Annotated in this window: 20 protein-coding genes and 1 tRNA gene; 8 read left to right on the top strand and 13 right to left on the bottom strand. The window is 50.7% G+C overall.

Going from position 1 to position 19924, the window contains the following annotated elements:
- Positions 1–89 precede the first annotated feature (89 nt).
- The gene (locus ACYVC2_RS23305) at positions 90–740 is read right to left on the bottom strand and encodes a deoxynucleoside kinase (RefSeq protein ID WP_461106263.1); all 651 of its coding nucleotides are present in this window, start codon (positions 738–740) and stop codon (positions 90–92) included.
- Positions 741–912: 172 nt separating this feature from the next.
- On the opposite strand from ACYVC2_RS23305, the gene trhO reads away from it, so the two are divergent.
- On the top strand, positions 913–1887 hold the full coding sequence (gene trhO / locus ACYVC2_RS23300; protein ID WP_461106261.1) for an oxygen-dependent tRNA uridine(34) hydroxylase TrhO: 975 nt from the start codon (positions 913–915) through the stop codon (positions 1885–1887).
- A gap of 39 nt (positions 1888–1926) precedes the next feature.
- Here trhO and ACYVC2_RS23295 read toward each other — a convergent pair whose 3' ends face one another.
- Both ACYVC2_RS23295 and ACYVC2_RS23290 read right to left on the bottom strand, forming a co-directional pair.
- A complete protein-coding gene (locus tag ACYVC2_RS23295) occupies positions 1927–3126 on the bottom strand; it encodes a threonine synthase (protein WP_461106259.1) in 1200 nt (399 codons plus the stop codon).
- A 63-nt stretch (positions 3127–3189) separates the two neighbouring features.
- On the bottom strand, positions 3190–4137 hold the full coding sequence (locus ACYVC2_RS23290; RefSeq protein WP_461106257.1) for a LysR substrate-binding domain-containing protein: 948 nt from the start codon (positions 4135–4137) through the stop codon (positions 3190–3192).
- Between the two features lie 154 nt (positions 4138–4291).
- On the opposite strand from ACYVC2_RS23290, the gene surE reads away from it, so the two are divergent.
- Both surE and ACYVC2_RS23280 read left to right on the top strand, forming a co-directional pair.
- Complete coding sequence (surE, locus tag ACYVC2_RS23285; protein ID WP_461106256.1) at positions 4292–5068, top strand: 5'/3'-nucleotidase SurE; 777 nt, start codon at positions 4292–4294, stop codon at positions 5066–5068.
- 100 nt (positions 5069–5168) lie between these two features.
- Positions 5169–6713, top strand: coding sequence for a GH3 family acyl-acid amido synthetase (locus ACYVC2_RS23280; protein WP_461106254.1), 1545 nt, complete (start codon positions 5169–5171; stop codon positions 6711–6713).
- Between the two features lie 73 nt (positions 6714–6786).
- Here ACYVC2_RS23280 and ACYVC2_RS23275 read toward each other — a convergent pair whose 3' ends face one another.
- The 3 genes from ACYVC2_RS23275 to ACYVC2_RS23265 all read right to left on the bottom strand — a co-directional run bounded on the left by ACYVC2_RS23275 (position 6787) and on the right by ACYVC2_RS23265 (position 8891).
- Positions 6787–7425 carry a LysE family translocator gene (locus tag ACYVC2_RS23275; protein WP_461106252.1) on the bottom strand — a complete coding sequence of 213 codons (639 nt, stop codon included), beginning with the start codon at positions 7423–7425 and terminating at the stop codon, positions 6787–6789.
- Between the two features lie 111 nt (positions 7426–7536).
- Entirely contained in the window at positions 7537–8085 is a 549-nt protein-coding gene (locus tag ACYVC2_RS23270; protein WP_461106250.1) for an NUDIX domain-containing protein, read from the bottom strand.
- Positions 8086–8264: 179 nt separating this feature from the next.
- Positions 8265–8891 (bottom strand): hypothetical protein, encoded by a 627-nt coding sequence (locus ACYVC2_RS23265; RefSeq protein ID WP_461106248.1) that lies wholly within the window; start codon positions 8889–8891, stop codon positions 8265–8267.
- Between the two features lie 276 nt (positions 8892–9167).
- Here ACYVC2_RS23265 and ACYVC2_RS23260 point away from each other — a divergent pair, with 276 nt between their 5' ends.
- Positions 9168–9716, top strand: a complete 549-nt coding sequence (locus ACYVC2_RS23260) for an RNA polymerase sigma factor (protein WP_461106246.1) — start codon at positions 9168–9170, stop codon at positions 9714–9716.
- 128 nt (positions 9717–9844) lie between these two features.
- Here ACYVC2_RS23260 and ACYVC2_RS23255 read toward each other — a convergent pair whose 3' ends face one another.
- A complete protein-coding gene (locus ACYVC2_RS23255) occupies positions 9845–10492 on the bottom strand; it encodes a hypothetical protein (RefSeq protein WP_461106244.1) in 648 nt (215 codons plus the stop codon).
- 866 nt (positions 10493–11358) lie between these two features.
- A tRNA-Ser gene (locus ACYVC2_RS23250) sits at positions 11359–11445 on the bottom strand.
- 431 nt (positions 11446–11876) lie between these two features.
- Between ACYVC2_RS23250 and ACYVC2_RS23245 the strand changes: the two genes are divergently transcribed.
- Both ACYVC2_RS23245 and ACYVC2_RS23240 read left to right on the top strand, forming a co-directional pair.
- Positions 11877–12053 carry a hypothetical protein gene (locus tag ACYVC2_RS23245; RefSeq protein WP_461106242.1) on the top strand — a complete coding sequence of 59 codons (177 nt, stop codon included), beginning with the start codon at positions 11877–11879 and terminating at the stop codon, positions 12051–12053.
- 511 nt (positions 12054–12564) lie between these two features.
- Positions 12565–12720 (top strand): hypothetical protein, encoded by a 156-nt coding sequence (locus ACYVC2_RS23240; protein WP_461106240.1) that lies wholly within the window; start codon positions 12565–12567, stop codon positions 12718–12720.
- Between the two features lie 151 nt (positions 12721–12871).
- On the opposite strand, the gene ACYVC2_RS23235 is transcribed toward ACYVC2_RS23240, so the two are convergent.
- The 4 genes from ACYVC2_RS23235 to ACYVC2_RS23220 all read right to left on the bottom strand — a co-directional run bounded on the left by ACYVC2_RS23235 (position 12872) and on the right by ACYVC2_RS23220 (position 16522).
- Entirely contained in the window at positions 12872–14083 is a 1212-nt protein-coding gene (locus ACYVC2_RS23235) for a glycosyltransferase family 4 protein (protein WP_461106238.1), read from the bottom strand.
- 110 nt (positions 14084–14193) lie between these two features.
- On the bottom strand, positions 14194–14964 hold the full coding sequence (locus tag ACYVC2_RS23230) for a glycosyltransferase family 2 protein (RefSeq protein WP_461106236.1): 771 nt from the start codon (positions 14962–14964) through the stop codon (positions 14194–14196).
- A complete protein-coding gene (locus ACYVC2_RS23225) occupies positions 14961–15557 on the bottom strand; it encodes a WcaF family extracellular polysaccharide biosynthesis acetyltransferase (RefSeq protein WP_461106234.1) in 597 nt (198 codons plus the stop codon). Before ACYVC2_RS23225 ends, ACYVC2_RS23230 begins: the two co-directional genes overlap by 4 nt.
- A 32-nt stretch (positions 15558–15589) precedes the next feature.
- Complete coding sequence (locus tag ACYVC2_RS23220; protein WP_461106232.1) at positions 15590–16522, bottom strand: glycosyltransferase family 2 protein; 933 nt, start codon at positions 16520–16522, stop codon at positions 15590–15592.
- 551 nt (positions 16523–17073) lie between these two features.
- On the opposite strand from ACYVC2_RS23220, the gene ACYVC2_RS23215 reads away from it, so the two are divergent.
- A complete protein-coding gene (locus tag ACYVC2_RS23215; protein ID WP_461106230.1) occupies positions 17074–17838 on the top strand; it encodes a methionyl-tRNA formyltransferase in 765 nt (254 codons plus the stop codon).
- Between the two features lie 79 nt (positions 17839–17917).
- A complete protein-coding gene (locus ACYVC2_RS23210) occupies positions 17918–18778 on the top strand; it encodes a polysaccharide deacetylase family protein (RefSeq protein ID WP_461106228.1) in 861 nt (286 codons plus the stop codon).
- Positions 18779–18804: 26 nt separating this feature from the next.
- Here the strand turns inward: ACYVC2_RS23210 and ACYVC2_RS23205 are convergent, their stop codons facing one another.
- The gene (locus ACYVC2_RS23205) at positions 18805–19911 is read right to left on the bottom strand and encodes a glycosyltransferase family 4 protein (protein WP_461106226.1); all 1107 of its coding nucleotides are present in this window, start codon (positions 19909–19911) and stop codon (positions 18805–18807) included.
- Positions 19912–19924: the final 13 nt, after the last annotated feature.

The raw sequence follows: 19924 nt of genomic DNA, 5'->3' as shown, positions 1-19924 counted from the left end.
CTATACGTACAAAGGGTAGACAGGCCGCCATATCCAGCCATAACTACCCTTTGTATGCATACGTACACAATCTTTTTTGGTTAATCCGTTCAGCTTTTGGGAACCGTTCCCAGCGATGCGTCGATCTGTCGGATGACGGTTTCGAAATCAGTGGGTCGGTTCGCGTAGTCCAGCCTGGTAACGTCCAGCAACAGTAAAGGTCCCAGGTCATACGAGGCTACGAACTCCTCGTACAACCGGTTCAATCGGTTCAGGTAATCGTCGCTGATGGCGTTTTCGAACGAGCGCCCCCGCTTCTGGATCTGCCGGCGCAGCTTGGGCAGGTCGGCCCGGAGGTAGATCATCAGGTCGGGAGGATTCACCAGACTCATCATGTTTTCGAACACCTGACGATAGGTCAGGTAATCGCGCTCGGTCATATCGCCCCCCTGGTACAGGTTCCGGGCAAAGATGGCCGCATCCTCATAAATGGTTCGGTCCTGCACCATGGTTCGGACCGGTTCGCCGGTCCGTTCGCTCATTTGCTGGCTGTCGATGATCTTCTTCATCTGCGCGAACCGGCTGTTGAGGAAATAAATCTGCAGATTGAACGACCAGCGGGGCATATCTTCGTAAAAGTCAGCCAGATACGGATTCCCTTCCACGGCTTCGTAGAGAACCTCCCAGCCATAATGTCTGGCCAGTAGTCCGGCCAGTGTGGTTTTGCCCGCTCCGATATTTCCTGTGATGGCGATGTGCATGGATCAGTGGTTAGTGGTCAGTAGTCAGTGATCAGCCACCCAACAGAGTAAGAGCCACTGACCACTCTTGCCTAACGACGATCGACTAATGACTGTTTTCACTTAATTTTGTAGGCAGGAGTGAATCATAGAGCGACCGGCTCTGTTGGACTATTGCCTTCTGTTGTTACCCATGAAACCGTACCGCGTTCTTTTATACTACATCTATGCACCGATTGAAAACCCGGAGCAGTACCGCGAGGAGCACCATCTGCTGTGCCTGCGTCTGAATCTGCTCGGGCGTATTATCGTGGCCCCCGAAGGTCTCAATGGCACCGTTTCGGGCCTGACAGCCGACTGCGAAGCCTATATGGAAGCCCTTCAGGCCGATCCGCGATTTGCCGGTATCGAATTCAAGATCGATGAGGCCGACGGGCACACTTTTCAGAAGCTTCATGTGCGGGTCAAGTCCGAAATCGTTCATTCAGACCTTCCGGTCGATCCACTCCGCCAAACGGGCATTCATCTGGAGCCGGAGGAGTTCCGGCAACTCAAAAACGATCCGGATGTGGTACTGGTCGATATGCGCTCCAACTACGAGCACGAGGTTGGGCGGTTCAGGGGAGCCATCACGTTCGACATGGAAAACCTGCGCGAACTTCCCGAACACATAGCTGAAATCGACCATCTGAAGGGCTCGGGTAAAAAGATCGTTACGTACTGCACCGGTGGTATCAAATGCGAAAAAGCGTCGGCTTATCTGCTATCACAGGGTTTCGAGAATGTTTATCAGCTCCACGGCGGTATCATTAAATATGGTATGGAAGCGGGCGGAGAGGATTTCGACGGCGAATGCTACGTGTTCGACAACCGCGTAACAGTGCCCGTCAATCACGTCAATCCGTCGATTGTGTCGACCTGCTTTCGGTGTGGTACGCCCACCAGCCGGATGATCAACTGCGCCAGTCCTACCTGCAACAAGCACTTCACGCTCTGTGAAGCCTGCGGTGTAGACCACCAGGGAACCTGTAGCGATGAGTGCAAACAGGACCCCAATCGGCGCGAATACGACGGCACAGGCTATTATGGCAAACAAACGGTGAGCTACTCCCCCATACAAGGGTACAAAAGCCGAAAAGGTCAGAATCCCCTGCATTCCGGGCTTTAGCCCGTTGCCGGCTTGCGATAAATCAGGCTAAAGCCCGGACTACAGCGTCCACTTCCCTTTGACGTTATCCAGGTATTTCTGGCCTGAGCCCGTATTGAGCAGCAGTACGTGTTCGTCGGGTTTAAGCCAGCCCTGGTGGAATAGTTTTTTCGTGGCCGCCCAGATGGCCCCTCCTTCGGGTGCAACGAACATGCCTTCGTAGCGGCATAGTTCGCTGACGCCCTCCAGCATGTCGTCTTCTGAAACGGCGACCGCTGTTCCGCAAGATTCCCGCAGCACAGTCAGCATCAGTGGCTCTCCGATAGGGCGCGGAACGGCCAGTCCATTTGCCAGGGTTGGCTTCCCCACGTATTGCTTGCTGTTCAGCTGTTTTTTCTCCCAGGTATCGACAATCGGCGAACAATTCTCCGCCTGCACAGCTACCATGCGGGGAAAGCGCTGGTCTTTCGAAAACCAACCCATTGCCTTCATCTCGTGAAACGCTTTCCAGATGCCGATCAGGCCCGTTCCGCCACCGGTCGGGTACATGATCACATCGGGTAGTTCCCAGGTCAATTGCTCGGCAATTTCGAAGCCCATGGTTTTTTTACCTTCCAGTCGGTAGGGTTCTTTCAGGGTCGAAACGTCGAAATAATCGCCCTGCCGATTCAGTTGCTGAATATAGGCCGCACAGTCGTTGATCAGCCCATCCACTTCGATCAGGCGGGCATTGTAGCCGATACATTCTTCTTTAAACGCATCGGGAGTATGCCGGGGCATAACCACCACCGCTTCCAGGCCCGCCCGGGCGCAGTAGGCCGCCATCGCTACCCCGGCGTTTCCGGCCGTCGGAATAATGCAGGCCTGTTCACCATTTTCCTTTGCTTTCGAAATGGCCATGCACAGCCCTCTGGCTTTGAACGAACCGGTTGGATTCAATCCTTCGTCTTTCAGGCTAAGATGCCTGAAACCGTAGCGATCGGCCAGGCGCTTCAGGGGCAGAATTGGCGTAAACCCTTCGCCCAGGCTAATCTGATTTTCGGGCTGGATAACGGGCAACAACTCTTCGTATCGCCAGAGCGACTTGGGACGGTTGAGCAACTCCGCTTTCATGTAGCTCCCGTTTTCGAGAATATAGCGGCACAAAAGAGGAGCCTGACAGCAGACCGACAGGGTTTGCCGCTCGAATGCATTGTGAATAGAACCGCAATTCGAGCAGTGCAGCTCGCCCAGCAGCGATGAAGTTATAGTGAAGTTCATGGTTGTATTTTTCCGAAAAGTCCCGGTTCCCAACCCACGAAGCAAATACCAATTTGAGATGAGTTATTCCGTTTGAGAATAATGTCGTTGCGTAAACCGAATAAACGTGCTGACCAGCCGGTTGTTCTCGGTACCTTTCCGCTGAATAAAATAGAAGGTTCGCTGAAGAGCCAGATCGCGGATGGGCACTTCGACCAGCTCGCCGGCTACCAGTTCTTTCAGAATAGCCCGTTTGGGCAGAAAGGCCAGGCAAGTATCGGCCAGCACAAAATTTTTCAGCGCTTCGGTGCCGCCTAACCGAATCAGCACCTGAAGCGACGACAGGCCGATGCCCCGTTTGCCTAGCTCATCCTCGATGACGGCGAGCGTACCCGACCCGTTTTCCCGTAAAGCCATTGAAATCGAGGGCAGATCAGCCACTGTCAGCGGCAGATTGCGCAGAGGGCTCCTGGCCGAACAGACCGCCAGCACATCGTCGGTGATGAAGGGCGTATACACCAGCGTGTTGACCCGCGCCACACCTTCCACGATTCCTACGTCGATATCATGGTTTAGCAGCGCATTCTGAATGTTGTTCGAATTGCGGTTGAGTACACTGATCTGGAGGTTGGCGTAGCGCTTCAGATAGGCCGACAGCACGGGCGGCAGCACATACAGGCTGATGGTGGTGCTGGCTCCGATGGCCAGTTTGGTCGGCGGCAGGAAATTTTCATTGATCTGCTGCAGTTCCTGGTGCAGATCGGCCTGCAACTGACCGGCTTCGAGCAATTTGGCATACAGGGTCTGGCCCGCCTGGGTTAAGCTGATACTCGTTCCGTGGCGCTCGAACAAACCGGTTTTATAAAAATATTCGAGCGATTTAATGTGTTTACTAATAGCGGACTGGCTCAAAAATAGCGTCTGGCTGGCTTTGGTGAAGCTTAACAAACGGGCCACTTCCATGAAGATCAGGTGCCGGGACGAAAGCATGGGCAATAACGAATGAGCGCTGCGAACGACAAAAGTAGTCATGTTATTCCAAACCCGACATTGGCCTTATTTCGCTGCCTTCCTCGATTTTCCAACGCCACCTTCCGGCCGATTTACGTAGTATTGCAAAAAAGTTGCTGGTGGTTAGCCGACGCAGCTAACTGTCGACTGACCACTAGCCACGGACAACTCGTTTATGGCTGCACAAAAGCCCCTGATTTTAGTAACCAACGACGATGGCATCACGGCCCACGGTATTCGGACGCTCGTTGACTTGATGAAGCAGCTCGGATCGGTGGTGGTGGTGGCCCCGAACAGCCCCCAATCGGGTATGGGCCACGCGATTACGATTGCCAACCCCATTCGGCTGTATCCTTCCGACATCTATGGCGAGGTTCCGGCGTACGAATGCTCAGGCACGCCAGCCGACTGTGTGAAGCTGGCCAAGCATCACGTTTTGAAAGACCGCGCCCCGGACCTGGTGGTCAGCGGCATCAATCACGGCAGCAACTCGTCCATCAGTATCCTGTATTCGGGAACGATGTCGGCGGCTATCGAAGCGGCCATCGAAGGCATTCCGGCCATTGGTTTCTCGCTCGGCGATTTTACCCGCCAGCCCGATTTCTCGCACACCTACGAGCACATCCTGACCATTGCCCGCAACGTGCTGGAGCAGGGTCTCAAGCGAGGTACCGCCCTGAATGTCAACTTCCCGGCCCGCTCGGCGGAACCCCTGAAAGGGATTCGCATCTGCCGGCAGGCGAACGCCAAATGGCAGGAGGTTTTCGACGAAAGACGTGACCCGAACGGTCGCCGGTATTTTTGGCTGGCGGGCGATTTCGTCAATTTCGACACCCATGCCGAAGATACCGACGAGTACGCGCTGGCCCAGAACTACACGTCCGTAGTCCCCTGCCAGTACGACCTGACGGCCTATGGGATGCTGGAGGAACTGAAAAACTGGCAGTTGTAATTTTAATGAACAATGGATAATGAATGATGGATAATGGCTCAGGGCATTGTGCATTTTTCATTAATCATTGTTCATTGTCCATTATTCATTATCAACAACTATGGCTCTCCTCGGTAGTTTACTCAAAAATGGCATTCGGCTGACTAATGTAGTTCGGCTTCGAAAATTCAGTGCCAGTCGTCAGCAACGCAAAGCCTTTCGTAAGCTCATCCAGAAAGCACAGTTCACCCAGTTTGGTACCGCTTATCATTTCGACGAGTTGCTGCGGGCCGTCGAGTTTGGCAACGACCGCGAATTTTATCAGAAATTCAAGCAGTTTGTGCCCATTCACGATTACAATAAAATGTTCGATGGGTGGTGGAACCGGACGCTGGCGGGCGAAAAAAACGTAGCCTGGCCCGGCCGGGTGAAATACTTCGCGCTCAGTTCCGGCACGTCGGAGGCTGCTACGAAGTACATTCCCGTGACGAAAGCGATGTCGAAAGCCATCCGGCGATCGAGTATCCGTCAGATTCTGACGCTGGGTAAATACCAGAACCTGCCCGCCACCCTCTACGAAAAAGGCTACCTAATGCTTGGCGGCAGCACGAACCTGAGTGCACGTCAGGGACACTTCGAGGGTGATTTGAGCGGGATTACCGCCAGCCAGATTCCGTTCTGGTTTCAGCGATTCTACAAGCCGGGGCGGCAGATCGCTCAGGAACGCGACTGGGCCCTGAAGCTGGACGAGATTACCGAGCAGGCCGGGAACTGGGATATCGGCTACGTGGTTGGCGTTCCGGCCTGGATTCAGCTGCTGATGGAAAAGATCATTGCCCGGTACCAGGTCAAAACCATCCACGACGTCTGGCCCAACCTGATGGTATTCTGTCATGGCGGGGTCTCGTTTGAACCCTACCGGGCAGGTTTCGAGAAGCTCCTCGCCCACCCCATCACCTATATCGAGACCTACCTGGCCTCGGAGGGGTTCATTGCTTACCAGACCCATCCGAATGCCGAGGGAATGCAGTTGGTGCTTAACAACGGGCTGTTTTTTGAATTCATCCCGTTCAATGAGCGGAATTTCACGCCGGACGGTGAGCTGGTCGAAGACCCACAGACCCTGATGATCGATGAGGTGGAGGCAGGCAAAGAATACGCGCTTCTGCTGTCGACCTGCTCCGGAGCCTGGCGGTATCTGATCGGCGACACGATCCGGTTTGTAAACATTAGCCGCGCCGAAATCGTCATTACAGGGCGAACGAAGCATTTTTTAAGCCTCTGTGGCGAACACCTCTCGGTCGACAACATGAATAAAGCCATCGAGATGGTCTCCGACGAGCTGGGTATTTCGATCCGGGAGTTTACCGTAGCGGGTGTCGCCCACGATACCTTGTTCGCTCACCATTGGTATATCGGTACCGACGACAAAGTAGACGCCACCGTTCTGCGCGACAAAATCGACGCCCGGCTCAAGGAGCTTAACGATGACTACGCCGTCGAGCGTCGGCATGCTCTGAAAGATATCTCGGTGACCGTTCTGCCGGTTAAAACCTTCTACGACTGGATGGAATCGCGGGGTAAGATGGGCGGTCAACACAAATTTCCGCGCGTTCTGAAAAAGAACCTGATTCAGGAGTGGCAGGAGTTTTTGAGCAAAAAATGATCATGGATAATGTAGAATGAATAATCCATTCGCCGGAAAACATTATTCATTCTACATTATCCATTAAACCGTCTCACCAGTTCATAGCTTTCGAGAGCGGCTCCAGTAGGCGGTTATAGGCAATATTAGCGGCACCGATGAGAAAAACGACGCCCGTTACGCGGTTGAAGATCAGCACGACGCGGGGAGTAAATAATCGCTTGAGCCGGTTGGCATAATAGGCCAGCGCGTTCTCGGTTGCAAAAATGCCGACCAGGGCAGCCGTCATAAAGGCGTATTGCTGGGCATCGGAATAGTGCAGGTGCGAACGAATATACGCCACGATAGCTACCCAGGCCACAAAATTGACCGGATTCAGGGCATTCAGGAAAAAACCCGTGGTAAAATAATAAACGAAATTGCCGAAGCTGGTTTTGGGGTAAGCAAGCCGGGGCGTTCCCTTAAAAATATTGACAAAGCCCAGGATGACCAGGAACAGCACCCCCACGGCCGCCATGATATTCTCGAATCCCTGCACTTTGGGAATGAAGGACGTCCCGATTAGGGCGGCAATGACAAAGATGATATCGCCCGTAATAACCCCGAGCACCATTTTAAATCCCGACCAGAACCCGTTATCGACGCTATTCTGAATCAGGGCGAAGAACACGGTTCCGAAGGTCAGGCAAAGGGCAACTCCGAGTAAGAAACCAAAAATAATCGGTAAAAACACAGTGGAATGCTTGTTTTAGGTTTACGGTATCTGGCTTACAGCTTACAGAAACCAGGTCCTGCAAACTCAGGTGGTTTCTGTAAACCATAAACCGAATCTGGTAAACTGTGTTTAAATTCCCCGTAACCGGGCCACCATAAGCAGGCCGCTCATGCTGAGCGAGTCGGTGATCTGACTGGTCATGACCATGTTCACCGCTTCAGCCAATGGCAATTTCCAGATGCGCAGCTCTTCCGTTTCTTCGGGTGCGTGTTCGCCCTGCACCAGATCTTCGGCAATATAGAGAAACCCCTCCTCGTCGGTGGCGGAGTTGGACGTATGAATCCGGGCAATTTTAGTCCAGCTTCGGGCTTCCAGACCCGTTTCTTCCTTTAATTCACGACGGGCCGACTCAAGCGGGTCGGTGTCGAGCGGAGAGCCTCCTTCGGGAATTTCCCACGAGTATTCGTTCAGCGGGTAACGATACTGCCCGACCAGATACGTATTACCGTCTGCATCGATTGGAATTACGCCGACCGCTTTGTTCTTGAAACTTACGACTCCATAAATACCCGGCGTACCAGCGGGGGTCAGCACGTCTTCGTGGCGGATGGATAACCAGGGATTTTCGTATTTGACAGACGAATTCAGCGTCTGCCAGGGATTTTCGGTTGTCTTCATGAATGCACAAACAGTTTGCGCCGGCGTCACATCGACCTGATGAGCTGCTCATCATCTGATACGTGATTTCCGACAAAGCCGCTAAGTTATTACCTTTCGCCGATGCGGTTGTGCTTTTTCGACGGGAATCGTTCTGGCTTCACGCAATCACTTATCTGCCCAACGAGCTAACTCCTTGTTTATCTGTCGCGGTCCTTACCCGCTGGCTGCTTTTCACGAAGTAAGTTCAGCACTTCCCTGAATTCCTCTGCAAACGGATCGGCAGATTGTACATCGCAGTCCGAAGATAGTTCCGTCTGTCGCCAACTCGCGACGGTAAGCTGGGCTATATCCTGGCTTGCGCAAGCCTTGTCGTATCCATTGACCCGAATGGCCAGTGCGACCACGTCCGCCTGCTGCCAGATTTCCCGCCACATGTCCATTGGTTTTCCCTTCTTTTCCGGACAAAGCTGACCCCGGCTTTTCGGCAGTGAAAGACCCGCCCCATACTGGCTTCGAAACAGTGTATTCAGTTCAGGGCTGTAATTGCATGCGATCTTCGCTAACCGATTGTCGTAAAAAATGAGCGTAAGGTTTGTCACGGAGGTGGTTTCGATTACCTGTTCAGGTGCTTTAAACACCCGGATGTGTTCGCAGGCCAGCGCAATGGTTCCTTTGACAAGCGGCGGGTCCTGTTCTTTAAACGCAGTTGGATTTAGGGAGGCCGGTGTAGTGATGCCTATCTGGTAAGTACCCAGACCCGACAGCGCCGACTGGGCGTTTAGCGGATGAGCCAGCAGGCAAATAAATAAAATAGCGTAGTGCATGGCGTAGTCATTTTTGGCGATACCTCCGTAAATAGAATAAGCTAACTGCCGTTCAGGTCGCGGTTACAGCAACTGGATTACTCTGTTTTCCCTGCAACCGATCGATTTCTGCGGCTTGTAGGGAGTTGCTTCCAGTTGCTGACAGACACAACATGTAACTGACCCTGTTTTAACCAACCGCCGTTTAGTATATTTTTTGAGACCAAAGTAAATATAGCCGTCCTAATATCCATTGCACTCAGTTGATAACCTTAGCTTACTTATCAGTAGCCTGTTATGTCTGACACGTTATCCGACGAAGAGTTGATTCGTCAGCACCTGCTTCAGGAGCCTAACCACTGTTTTGAAACGATTTACACCCGCTACGTCAGTAAAGTATATCAGCAATGCCTGTCGATAACCCAGGATTCGGAAAAAGCGCAGGATTTCACCCATGATATTTTTATCAAGGTTTTCGACAAGATCGGCGCTTTCCAGCAACGGTCGAGTTTCGCTACCTGGATTTATTCGATTGCATATAACTACTGCATCGATCAGAAGCGGCAGGCGAAACGGTTTCATACCACCATCATCGACGAAGATCTAGAGCGGAATCTGTCGGAAAGCCAGGAAGCGGCTCTGCAGGAAGAAACGCTTCAGCTAGTCAATCGGGCGCTGGCCACGTTATCGGTTACTGAGCAAACGATGTTGCGGCAGAAATACGAAGAAGGAATGAGCCTGGACGAATTGAGCCAGCTGTATAATCTAAAGATCAGCGCCGTCAAGATGCGCCTGAAACGCAGTCGCGAGAAGATCCAGCTCTTCTACGATCGGTATGCTACTTAGATCACGAGTTTTTATACCATGGTTCAGCTATTGTTGAGTGGTACAAATCTTAGCCTTAGTCAATACCTTTTCACAATCGCGCTGGTGGTTCTACTATTACCTCTACCCTATAGCAGGACTTCAGGGTATCAGTACAAAACCTGAATGGTCATCTCGCCTGGATTGACATCGACAGAAGCATTTCCTCCAATTGTCAAATTCGGCACGACATTAACAGATGCTGTCCTTAACTCTATCGTATGACTGCCAGCAGTTAGATTGATCATCGTATTGATGGCAACGGTATTAAAAGTTTTTGCACTACTCGAACCTACCAACGTAAATCGGTTAAATCCACCTTGTTGTTTTGGTTGTCCGTCTATGAATAGTGCCGCATCAACGTTAACCGTTGCCGTGTTTCCGGCAGGCAAAGTAGCGCCGATTGTTGCCCATATGATTACTGAAGCGGGCGCTGACAGGGCGAAGGTCTGGGTCATCCCCGGTTGTACAGTATATTGCGTGTTGGTTATATTCAATCTTGGTGCTGTACCATACACCTGGTACTTTTCAACGACAGCAAACGAACTTCTGGACGTTTTTCCAATCGTACCATCTGGAGAAGTGACCAGCACTTGATTGAAGTTTGTCGCTGCGCTACCGTTATCCAGACTGCGAACACGTAAGGTGCCATTGACATCCAGCATTTTCGTTGGTGTTGTGGTATTGATGCCAACTTGAGCGAAAGTGGCCCGGCCAGCAACTAATAAGGAACAGGTCGATAGTAAAAGATACTTCATGATTGGCAAGAGACTATTTGTTGATCAGATTAACAAAACTAGCCACTCAGACTACTTTACAGGAAATATGTGCGCCAACGCGTCAATTCGGTAAGCTAATAGCTCGAATTGGTAGGCGAAAAGTGTAAATCGATTCTTATTGATGTCTGTAGTAGCCAGGCATTAGCCGCTACTAACTGAATTAATTCGTGTAGGTGTCCGAGTAAATGACCAAACGCGCGGTTTCAGGGCCCTGCATTCAGCGTATGATTAAACGAAAAGGAGCCACGCTTCGTGGACAGGAAATACCTGAAGATATCAAGTTAAAAGCGTTAGCCGACTGTAAGGTGTAGGTACCAATTATATCCGGAAATGAGTTGGTTGTGCCTTTCTCACATAAACCGTAGTTACCAAGGCACAAGCGGTAGCCGATATGGTTCTGCTGACTTTCACCACCACAAAAAATAGTTTTTACGGTGAAATCTGTTAGCCATGCGAGTTGAAACGGTGCAGCAAGTGGTTTTTATAGCTTCGGAAACGGAAGTAGTTATTGCGGCTGAAGCTTCAATTTGGCGGTGGCCTTCAATCCAATTGGCTTAATAGTTACCGTCGTGAGGCACTCCTCAAGTCGACCATCATCATACACTTCAGGTCGGTCAGTACAGTGATTGGCATCGATAATCCAACAAAGCAAAAGCAGTTAGGCTCCAGTCTGCCGACGGAGCTTATATACTGTAACGAAACTTTCGATTAGGAACTTCGGTAAAACCGAGTTTAAGCAGACATTCGTGGGCAACTCGTAGTTAGGAACACCGGGTCGGCGATGGCGCAACTTATCCCGATTAAAACTATAAGTATCTTATTATGTGATACTTAGCAGGCATTTGCAGAGAGGAAGGGATTCGAACCCTCGATACGGTTGCCCGCATACACACTTTCCAGGCGTGCTCCTTCAACCACTCGGACACCTCTCTGTTTGGTTTACTCTATTGAAAAACAATGGCTTAGACCTTGCATTTCAGCCTTTTCCAACTCGTCCTCTCTCTTATTTTATTTCTGGAACCAGGTTTGTTTACCGACAGTAGACGAACCGAATTGGAACGCGAAATACGCAAAAAGGCGGGATTTGTGCAAGTGGTGTGCTGTATTTGTGCAGATAAACAACGTCGGTCAGGCTGGCAATTGCCCATGGCAATCATTCATTTTCTCTGTTGATTCTACTTTCTACTTGGGCGCGTCACGATTATAAATCCATTGCTGATTGACTCACAAAGGCGAGTCACCTCACCGCTTAATATATTTCAACTTTATTATTCCTCTTTCAGTGACTTGTAAAATACTCCTCAGTCTAAGAAGTATCTTAGTTGAATCACTACTTACTGCTCAAATACAATTAATAAACTTTATGAACATTCCGACCATTCAGGACATCATGACAAAAGCCAGCAAATACCGAAATCAGGGCTTAAGTCAGGAGCGGGCTATTCAACTGGCAATAGCTTCGTTTCCTCTAGCTGGCAGAAAACCAGCCAGTAATCGAATGGCGTTGGTAACCGTGCCTGTTGACAACGTCCGGTTTTAACGATAGTCGCAATTTATTTAAACAACATCAACCAGTAAACATACAATCGACATGAAACCAATTGCGTTAAAATCCTTATCAGCCGGTGCCTGGACGGCCCTAGCTATGATCAGCGTCGCTATTCTGGACATAATCATCGAAGTCGTAAAAGACGCTTCTTTTTAAGCCTATACTATCCCATTTTATTGGCAGAAGCACTGGCGGGTTCATCCTGACCAGTGCTTTTTTATGGATCACATATTACAACCAATAAAACGCGCTTAGCCTGAAAACGAATTGCTTCTTACTTAACCAGCTTAAACGGTCTTTACTTAAGACGAATTTACTATCTACCAGCTTATCGTTTATTTTATACAAAGCGCTGAACAGGGCTATATCACTCATTTGTCTACCTTTTAGTAAATATATATTTGTATAAATTAAATTTTAGTGACTTCCTTGACCGCAAAGCGTCTAAACTTAAAACTAAGCAGGACGTACTTTTATCGTTTGACTATCACCGATGAATTCCATGAAAATACCCACGATTCAGGACGTAATCGATAAAGCCAGAAAATACCGCGATCAGGGATTCAGCCAGGAGCGAGCCATCCAAAAGGCTATCGCATCGTTTCCGCTTCCTGACAGTAATCAATCGGCGCGGGTATTGCAGCCCTGCCATGCCTAATAAATCCAGTTAGAATTACTTCGTCTTCTTGCTTCTGCCACCGGGCGTTCATCATGATGAGCGCTTTTTTATTTTTTCGGCTCCATCGCTCAAGGCATAAAAAAAGCACTCCATCTGGAGTGCTGTCTTAGCGGTCGGCAAGAAACAGACCTTATAAGTAGTCGACGATACGACGTCGGCCAGCCACGCTGTTCTGCCACTCCCGGCGCAGCATCGACTTACGAAGGCGTGGGTCTGTCGAAATATATTTTGCCCGCATTTTAAGCGTAAAGCTGACGAACATATACAGGGCAAACAAACAACCCAGAATGATCAGTGAGGTTGTATTGGAGATGTTTCGATGCAGCAAAAAGAAGGTAATTGTGTTCACCAGCGACGCACCACAGAGCACGGCAGTAGCGCCAATGTGCGACAAACCGTTATCGAGCAGAATGTGGTGCATGTGGTTCCGGTCGGCCGAGAACGGCGAACGACCCGCCAGAATTCGAACCAGAAACACCCGCAGCGTATCGAAAATGGGCACGATCAGTATGACGATGGCCACAATCGGTGCGTTGAAGAACGCCGTTGGCTCGTAGCGATAGGATGCGTTGAGGTTCACAAACCGCACGGCGAAGAACGCCAGCATAAATCCGATGATGAGCGACCCCGTATTACCCATGAAAATTTTGCTGGTTTTCGAGAAATTAAACCGCAAAAATCCGATCAGAGCCCCCGACAGGGTGAAAGCCAGACAAGCCATGGTAAAGTGATTCGTCAGCAGGAACCAACCCCCGAAGGTACCGCTGGCAATGGTTGCAATGCCTCCTGCCAGCCCGTCGATGCCGTCGATGAGGTTGATGGCGTTGGTCAGGGCGATGAAAATAAAGCAGGTCAGTAAAATACTCACCACTTCCTCGATGTGGTGGAAACCCATAATTCCGTACAAATAATCGACGCGCAGTTCGCCGAAGAAGATCAGGATAATGGAAGCCAGTACCTGAAAGAGCAATTTTTTGGTTGGATCGATATTGACCAGATCATCTTTGATGCCCACGAAAAATAGAATGGTCATTCCTACGATGGACAGGTTCGTACGATAAATGTCCGTCTGGTCGATGCTAGGCCATAAGAAGTAGGCGATCAGGATAGCGGCATAAATTGCAATACCGCCGAACGTAGGCGTAGGCGTCGTATGTGCCCGCCGTTCGCCAGGTTTTTCCATCAGCGATTTAAGCTCTGAAATTTTGATGACGACCGGAATGGCGATGACGGAAACGAAGCAGGCGACCAGGAAAGCCAGTACACACTGGTACAAGCCCAGCATGAACAGATCGTCGCCACATTTATGTTGTAGATAAGCAATAAACAAGTCAATATTCATACAGTGCGATCTTTTAAACGATGTAGGACCACTGATTCGGGCGCAATATGTACGTAAAAATCAACGGATAACCCAAATAGTCAAGCTAATTTGATTTAACGGCTTGACACTCAAGCGTCAGGCAAGTCTGGTGGTTTGCTCACGTATTGATTTACTTTTCGGAGCGGCTTGAGCCAGAAAGTAAAAAAGTAAGGCTTCAACCCATTGATCTGCCAGGCCTGCTGGTCTTCCCGGTTGGCGCGCAGGCGATTTTTTACGCTGCTGTTGCTGATGCCTCCCATCCGCATCACAATGGTAACCTCGTCCATATACGCCAGTTTGATCTTATTCTTATGAATGAAGCGCAGCATCAGCTCATAGTCAGCAGCGCTCTTCATATCCAGTCGAAATTTCCCGAATCGTTCGTAGAGCGTCCGTTTCGCAAAAAACGATAGGTGACCAGGCATCCAACCCCACAGAAAAGCGTTTTCACGATACCAGCCCGAACGCCAGTACCGCTTTATTTTGCGGTTGTCTTCCCGATCCACGTAGATCATGTCGCCATAAACCGCATCGCTGCCGGTTCGTTCAAACGTCGCTACCATGTGTTCAATCACGCGGCTATGCCGGTAAAAATCATCGGCGTTCAACAACCCGATCACGTCGCCTGTTGCCAGCCCGATACCTTTGTTCATGGCGTCGTATAATCCCTTATCGGGTTCGGAAATGAACCGGGCGATCCGGTCCCCATACGACTGCACCAGTTCGACGGTGCCGTCGGTCGAGTTGCCATCGACAATGATGTACTCGATATTGGTATAGGTCTGATTCAGAATCGATTCGATGCAATCCCGAATAAACTCTGCTCCATTATAAACAACCGTTATGATCGATACTTTCACGCGGTAATGTTTCGTTGTCGGACCCAAACGGCCGGATTCCCCTGATAAATACCATAAGCAGCCAACGTATGGGTGGCTACCGAACTAACCGCCAGTACCGCGTGCGACTCACACCGAACCCCCGGACATACCACGGATTTGGCCCCGATCCAGACACCTTCGGCCAGGGTGATTGAGCCGGGCATCAGGTCGAATGTGGGAAGTTTATAATTATGATTTCCCGTCAGCAGCATCGCTCCCTGCGACACACAGGCGTTGTCGCCAATCGTGACGTTGCTGAAATTGTCGATCCAGACCTGTTCGCCAATCCAGACGTAATTTCCAACCTGAAGTAACCATGGGTATTTAATATTGACGGCCGGTTTGATCATTACGTTCCGGCCAATTTTTGCGCCAAATAACCGCAGCACAGCCACTTTCAGGCTGACCGGCACGGGCAGATACGTATTCAGGAAAAACGCATTCACCAGAAACCACAGCAGCACCTTCCAGCGCGGACCCGGATTGTACCAACTGTTGTCGAAAAGCGACAGGTCGGTTTTTCCGTTCGGCTGATCGATTAAGGGACCGGATCTTTCGTTTACTGTTTCCATTGTAAGTTTTCTAAGCCACTGACGGTTCTGGTTCAGGCCTGCGTAACCTGCTGGGGTCGAATCGCGCTCAGATCTTTACCGTATTCGGTCCGGAAATACGCCATAATGGCTTCTTTATCCTGCCCTACCCGAATCCGTACTTCCAGCAGCTTGGCATCGACCAGAAACCGGTACCATAGAGCCTGCAGAAAGCACCAGACAAACCCGGCACGTCCGTCCAGGAACCCCAGCCGGACAAAATACCGGTACAGAAAATATAGAATCGGGCGGGTAAACAACGGCATCGATGCGTATTTTTCTTTCAGAAAGCGAATCCGCTGCTCCTGGGTGCCGAACAACCGGGGCTGCACTTTTTCGGCCCGGTCGAACTGGTAGCGATAGTTGAGCAGGTTGATCATTTCCAGGATGGTATAATGATTGTGCTTCTGCGTCCACCAGGTCAGGTTATTCAGGTTATGATCGACGATATCGTGCGCAAACTGAATGGATTCACCCCGCGTCAACTTGATGTGTTCGTCGTGCCAGACCTGTTCGCAGAAGCCATCACCCCGACGCCATAACCGAAGCAGCCAGATGGGATAAAAACCGCCGTACCGTATCCAGCGATTCAGGAAAAAGACCCTCCGCTTCACGTGTACCCCACCCACTTCGGCGGGTAAACCTGTCAGCCGCCGGTTGATTTCCTCCGCCAGTTCGGGCATCACGTATTCATCCGCATCCATCCGCATCAGCCAGGTCGTGCCGAACGGGTTATGTTCGATGCCGTAATTGAACTGAGTGGCGTAATTCACCCATGCATTCTGAACGACAACCGCGCCCATCGACCGGGCAATTTCCACCGTTCGATCCGTTGAAAAGGAATCGACGATGAAAATTTTATCCGTAAATGGCAATAGGCTCTGTAAACAGCGAGTAATGTGTTTTTCCTCGTTGTATGTCAGAATAATGACAGATACGTCAGTCATACGTTCTCGAATTCTTCTGGAGTAAATGGTCTGTTTCAGTCTGTTTTCCCGAAAAAAGACAGCCTTTTTACAAACCCGACGGCGCTCTTCAAGCATGCAATATTATAACTTTTTTTATATACGACAAAGCAATTGCAGAGACTTTACGAAAGCATCATATTGTTTTTGTACTATTTTTCTATTAAGCGGCCAGCCTACATTCACAGCCAGACTGGTTTCTATTTCGTCCCGGCAGTACGAACAGTCAGACTATGAGATCATTGGCTTCTCTTCGCACAGTCGAAACGGCAGGCTAATACCCACGACTACTGACACATACCTATAAATTTGGCATACCGACTAGTAAGTACTTATCGACTGGATTTTCCCATAAACGTTCATACCAGGGCGTAGCACCGAAGCCGGAGCTTCGGTCGTCAGGTAAACCGATGAATCCAATACACCCGAAGCCAATGCATCGGTATTACAATAGATGGGGAATTCATATAGTAACCGACACCAGCTTTACGCCGGAATCCGTAATTTTGTCGCTTACCCCTATGCAATAGCGTATGCGCCTTGTGATTCTGACCCAGGATGATCCCTTTTATCTTGCCCGCAATATCGATTACCTGTTGACAAAACTCCCGCCCTATGCCGAAGTCGTAGCCACCGTCGTCTTCGATGTGTCGCCGTTTGGAAAGCGAGAAAGTTTCAGCGAGAAGATGAAGAAAACGTACGACATCTTCGGGCTACCTTTTTTTGTGCGCTACGGATTCAAATTCATCGCATCGAAACTAGACAGCCGCAACAATGTCCGGAAGGTGCTGGCCGACCGTAATATTCCGCTGGTTCAGATCGAAGGGGCCATCAATAAAGAAGAAAACCTGGAGAAGCTGCGGGCCTACCAACCCGACCTGCTCGTGTCGATTGCGGGCAATCAGATCTTCAAGCGTAAACTGCTCGACCTGGCGACTTACGGCTGTATCAATCTGCACACAGCGTTGTTGCCCAAATACCGGGGGCTGATGCCTTCGTTCTGGGTTCTGAAAAATGGGGAAACCCACACGGGCGTTTCGGTATTCTTCGTCGACGAGGGCATTGACAGTGGACCGATTCTGGTTCAGAAAAAACTGGCGATCGGCAACATGAGCCAGGCCGAACTGATCGATATTACCAAGAAAATGGGCATGGATGCCATTCTGGAATCCATCGACAAGATTCATTCGGGCAACTACGAACTGATCGAGAATGATGCCTCGCAAATGACGTACTTCTCATTTCCCACCCGCGACGACGTAAAAGCCTTCCTGGCCAACGGCAAACGGTTTTATTAACGAATAGTCGTCAGTAATCAGTTGTTTGCGGCTTACTGTCCACAATTCTCAACCGACTACTGGCAACTGACAACTTTCTATGAATATCCTGACGTTCGATATTGAAGAGTGGTTTCATATTCTGGACAATGCCTCCACACGCACGGAAGCCGAATGGGGCCGTTACGAAACCCGGATTTATGAAAACATGGACCGTATTTTCCAGTTGCTGGACGACACCAACAGCCGGGCCACGTTTTTCTGCCTCGGCTGGGTTGCCGACAAACACCCCGACGTGATTCGCCGGATCGACGCGGCCGGCTACGAAATAGCAACTCATTCCTACGCCCATCAGCTTGCCTATGAACAAACCCCGGCCGAATTCCAGGCCGATCTGGCGCGGTCGATCCGGCATTTGCAGGACCTGACCGGCAAGAAAGTCCGGTCGTATCGGGCGCCGGGTTTTTCCATCAAGGAGTTTAACCGCTGGGTATTTCCGATTCTGGTTGACGAAGGAATTGAAATCGACTGCTCGGTGTTTTCGGCCCGGCGGGCCCACGGGGGCGATGCGTCGCTGGCGATGTTCGAGCCGGGGTATTTGAATGTGGGTGGCACGCTACTCAAAGAATTTCCGATGAATACGGCCGCGGTGTTAGGGCAGGATCTGGTCTTTTCGGGCGGGGGCTACTTTCGGCTGCTGCCCTACGAAGCCATCCGGCTGCTGATGCGCCGGTCTCCTTACGTGATGACCTACTTTCACCCCCGCGACTTCGATGCCGGTCAGCCCATGATTCCCGGTTTGAGCCGAACGCGCCAGTTCAAATCGTATTACGGGCTTAAAAACTGTCTGCCGAAGCTTAAGCAACTCCTAACCGACTATCCCTTCGTCGATCTGGCCGAAGCCGACCGGCAAGTCGACTGGGCGAAGGTCGTCAAAAAAGAGGTCGTTCAGCGCGCCTAACTGCCGGCGGGTGGTTCAGGCGGCTCTTATAAGCGACCGCCCAGCACCCGCTGGTAGATATCTTCCCATTTCTGGATGTTCTTCGTGATGTCGTACTCCTCGACCAAACGAGCGGCATTCTGACGGTATTGCTCGTAGGTCGCCGGGTCCATGTCTGCCATTTGATTCAGGGTATCGGCCAGGGGCTGCACGTCGTTCGACGACCAGAAACCGGCCCGGCGATCGCTCAGGATTTTCCAGGGGGTCCCCAGCGACGCAATAACGGGGGTACCCTGTGTCAGCGCTTCCGTCACGACGATCCCAAAATTTTCGGTATACGACGGCATGATCATGCAGTAGCTATCGGCCATCAGTTGGTACTTCTCAGTGCCTTTCTTATGCCCCAGGAAGTCGATCTGATCGCGGTACCCGATCCGATTCGCCAGTTCGATCAGTTGCTGACCATATTCATTGTGGTAATCGCCGATAATCTTCAGCCGCTTTTTTTTGCGAACCAACGGCAAGGCTTCAATCAGCCGCTCGATGCCTTTCTTGGGGTGAATCCGGCCAACATATAGCCAGAAATCACCCGGTGTCCGGGCAAGCGTGGGCGTCAGCTCCATAAAGTAGGGCAGTTGCACAATCCGCGTACTCGTTCCCAGTTGATCTTTAATATACTGGGTTTCGGCGTCGCAGGTCGAGTGAAACAGAATTCGTTTAGCCACCAGCCGAACCAGGCTCAGTACTACTTTTTTGCGCTGGGTACTGTAAATAAGTACGTCGGGGTCAAATTCGCCATGAACCGTCCAGACGACTTTTTTACCTAACAGAAGCGCCAGCGGAGCCAGGAGCCACGAAGCCGGATAAAATATATTCGACAGATGGACCACCTCACACTGCCAGAGCGGCTTCAGCGATGCCAGCATCAGTTTCAGCGGAGCGTAATGAATGGCCGTTTTTACGTAAATACCCCGACCGAAGTCAGTTGTCAGCCAACGGTCCTTTTCCACTTCGGGGCCAATGCCGTCGTCCGTTGTCGTTACCCAGACCTGATGCCCGCGCTGCGTCAGCGCTTTCGCCTGCCAGTACATGATGTTGTCCGGGCCACCGATCTGTGCCGGGAAAAACGAACCGGCCGAAAAAAATATCTTCATACCTGATAAGCTA

The organism is Spirosoma koreense (assembly GCF_054777875.1).
The sequence above is the reverse complement of the archived record's forward strand: the minus strand, read 5'-3'. Positions and strand labels throughout refer to the sequence as shown.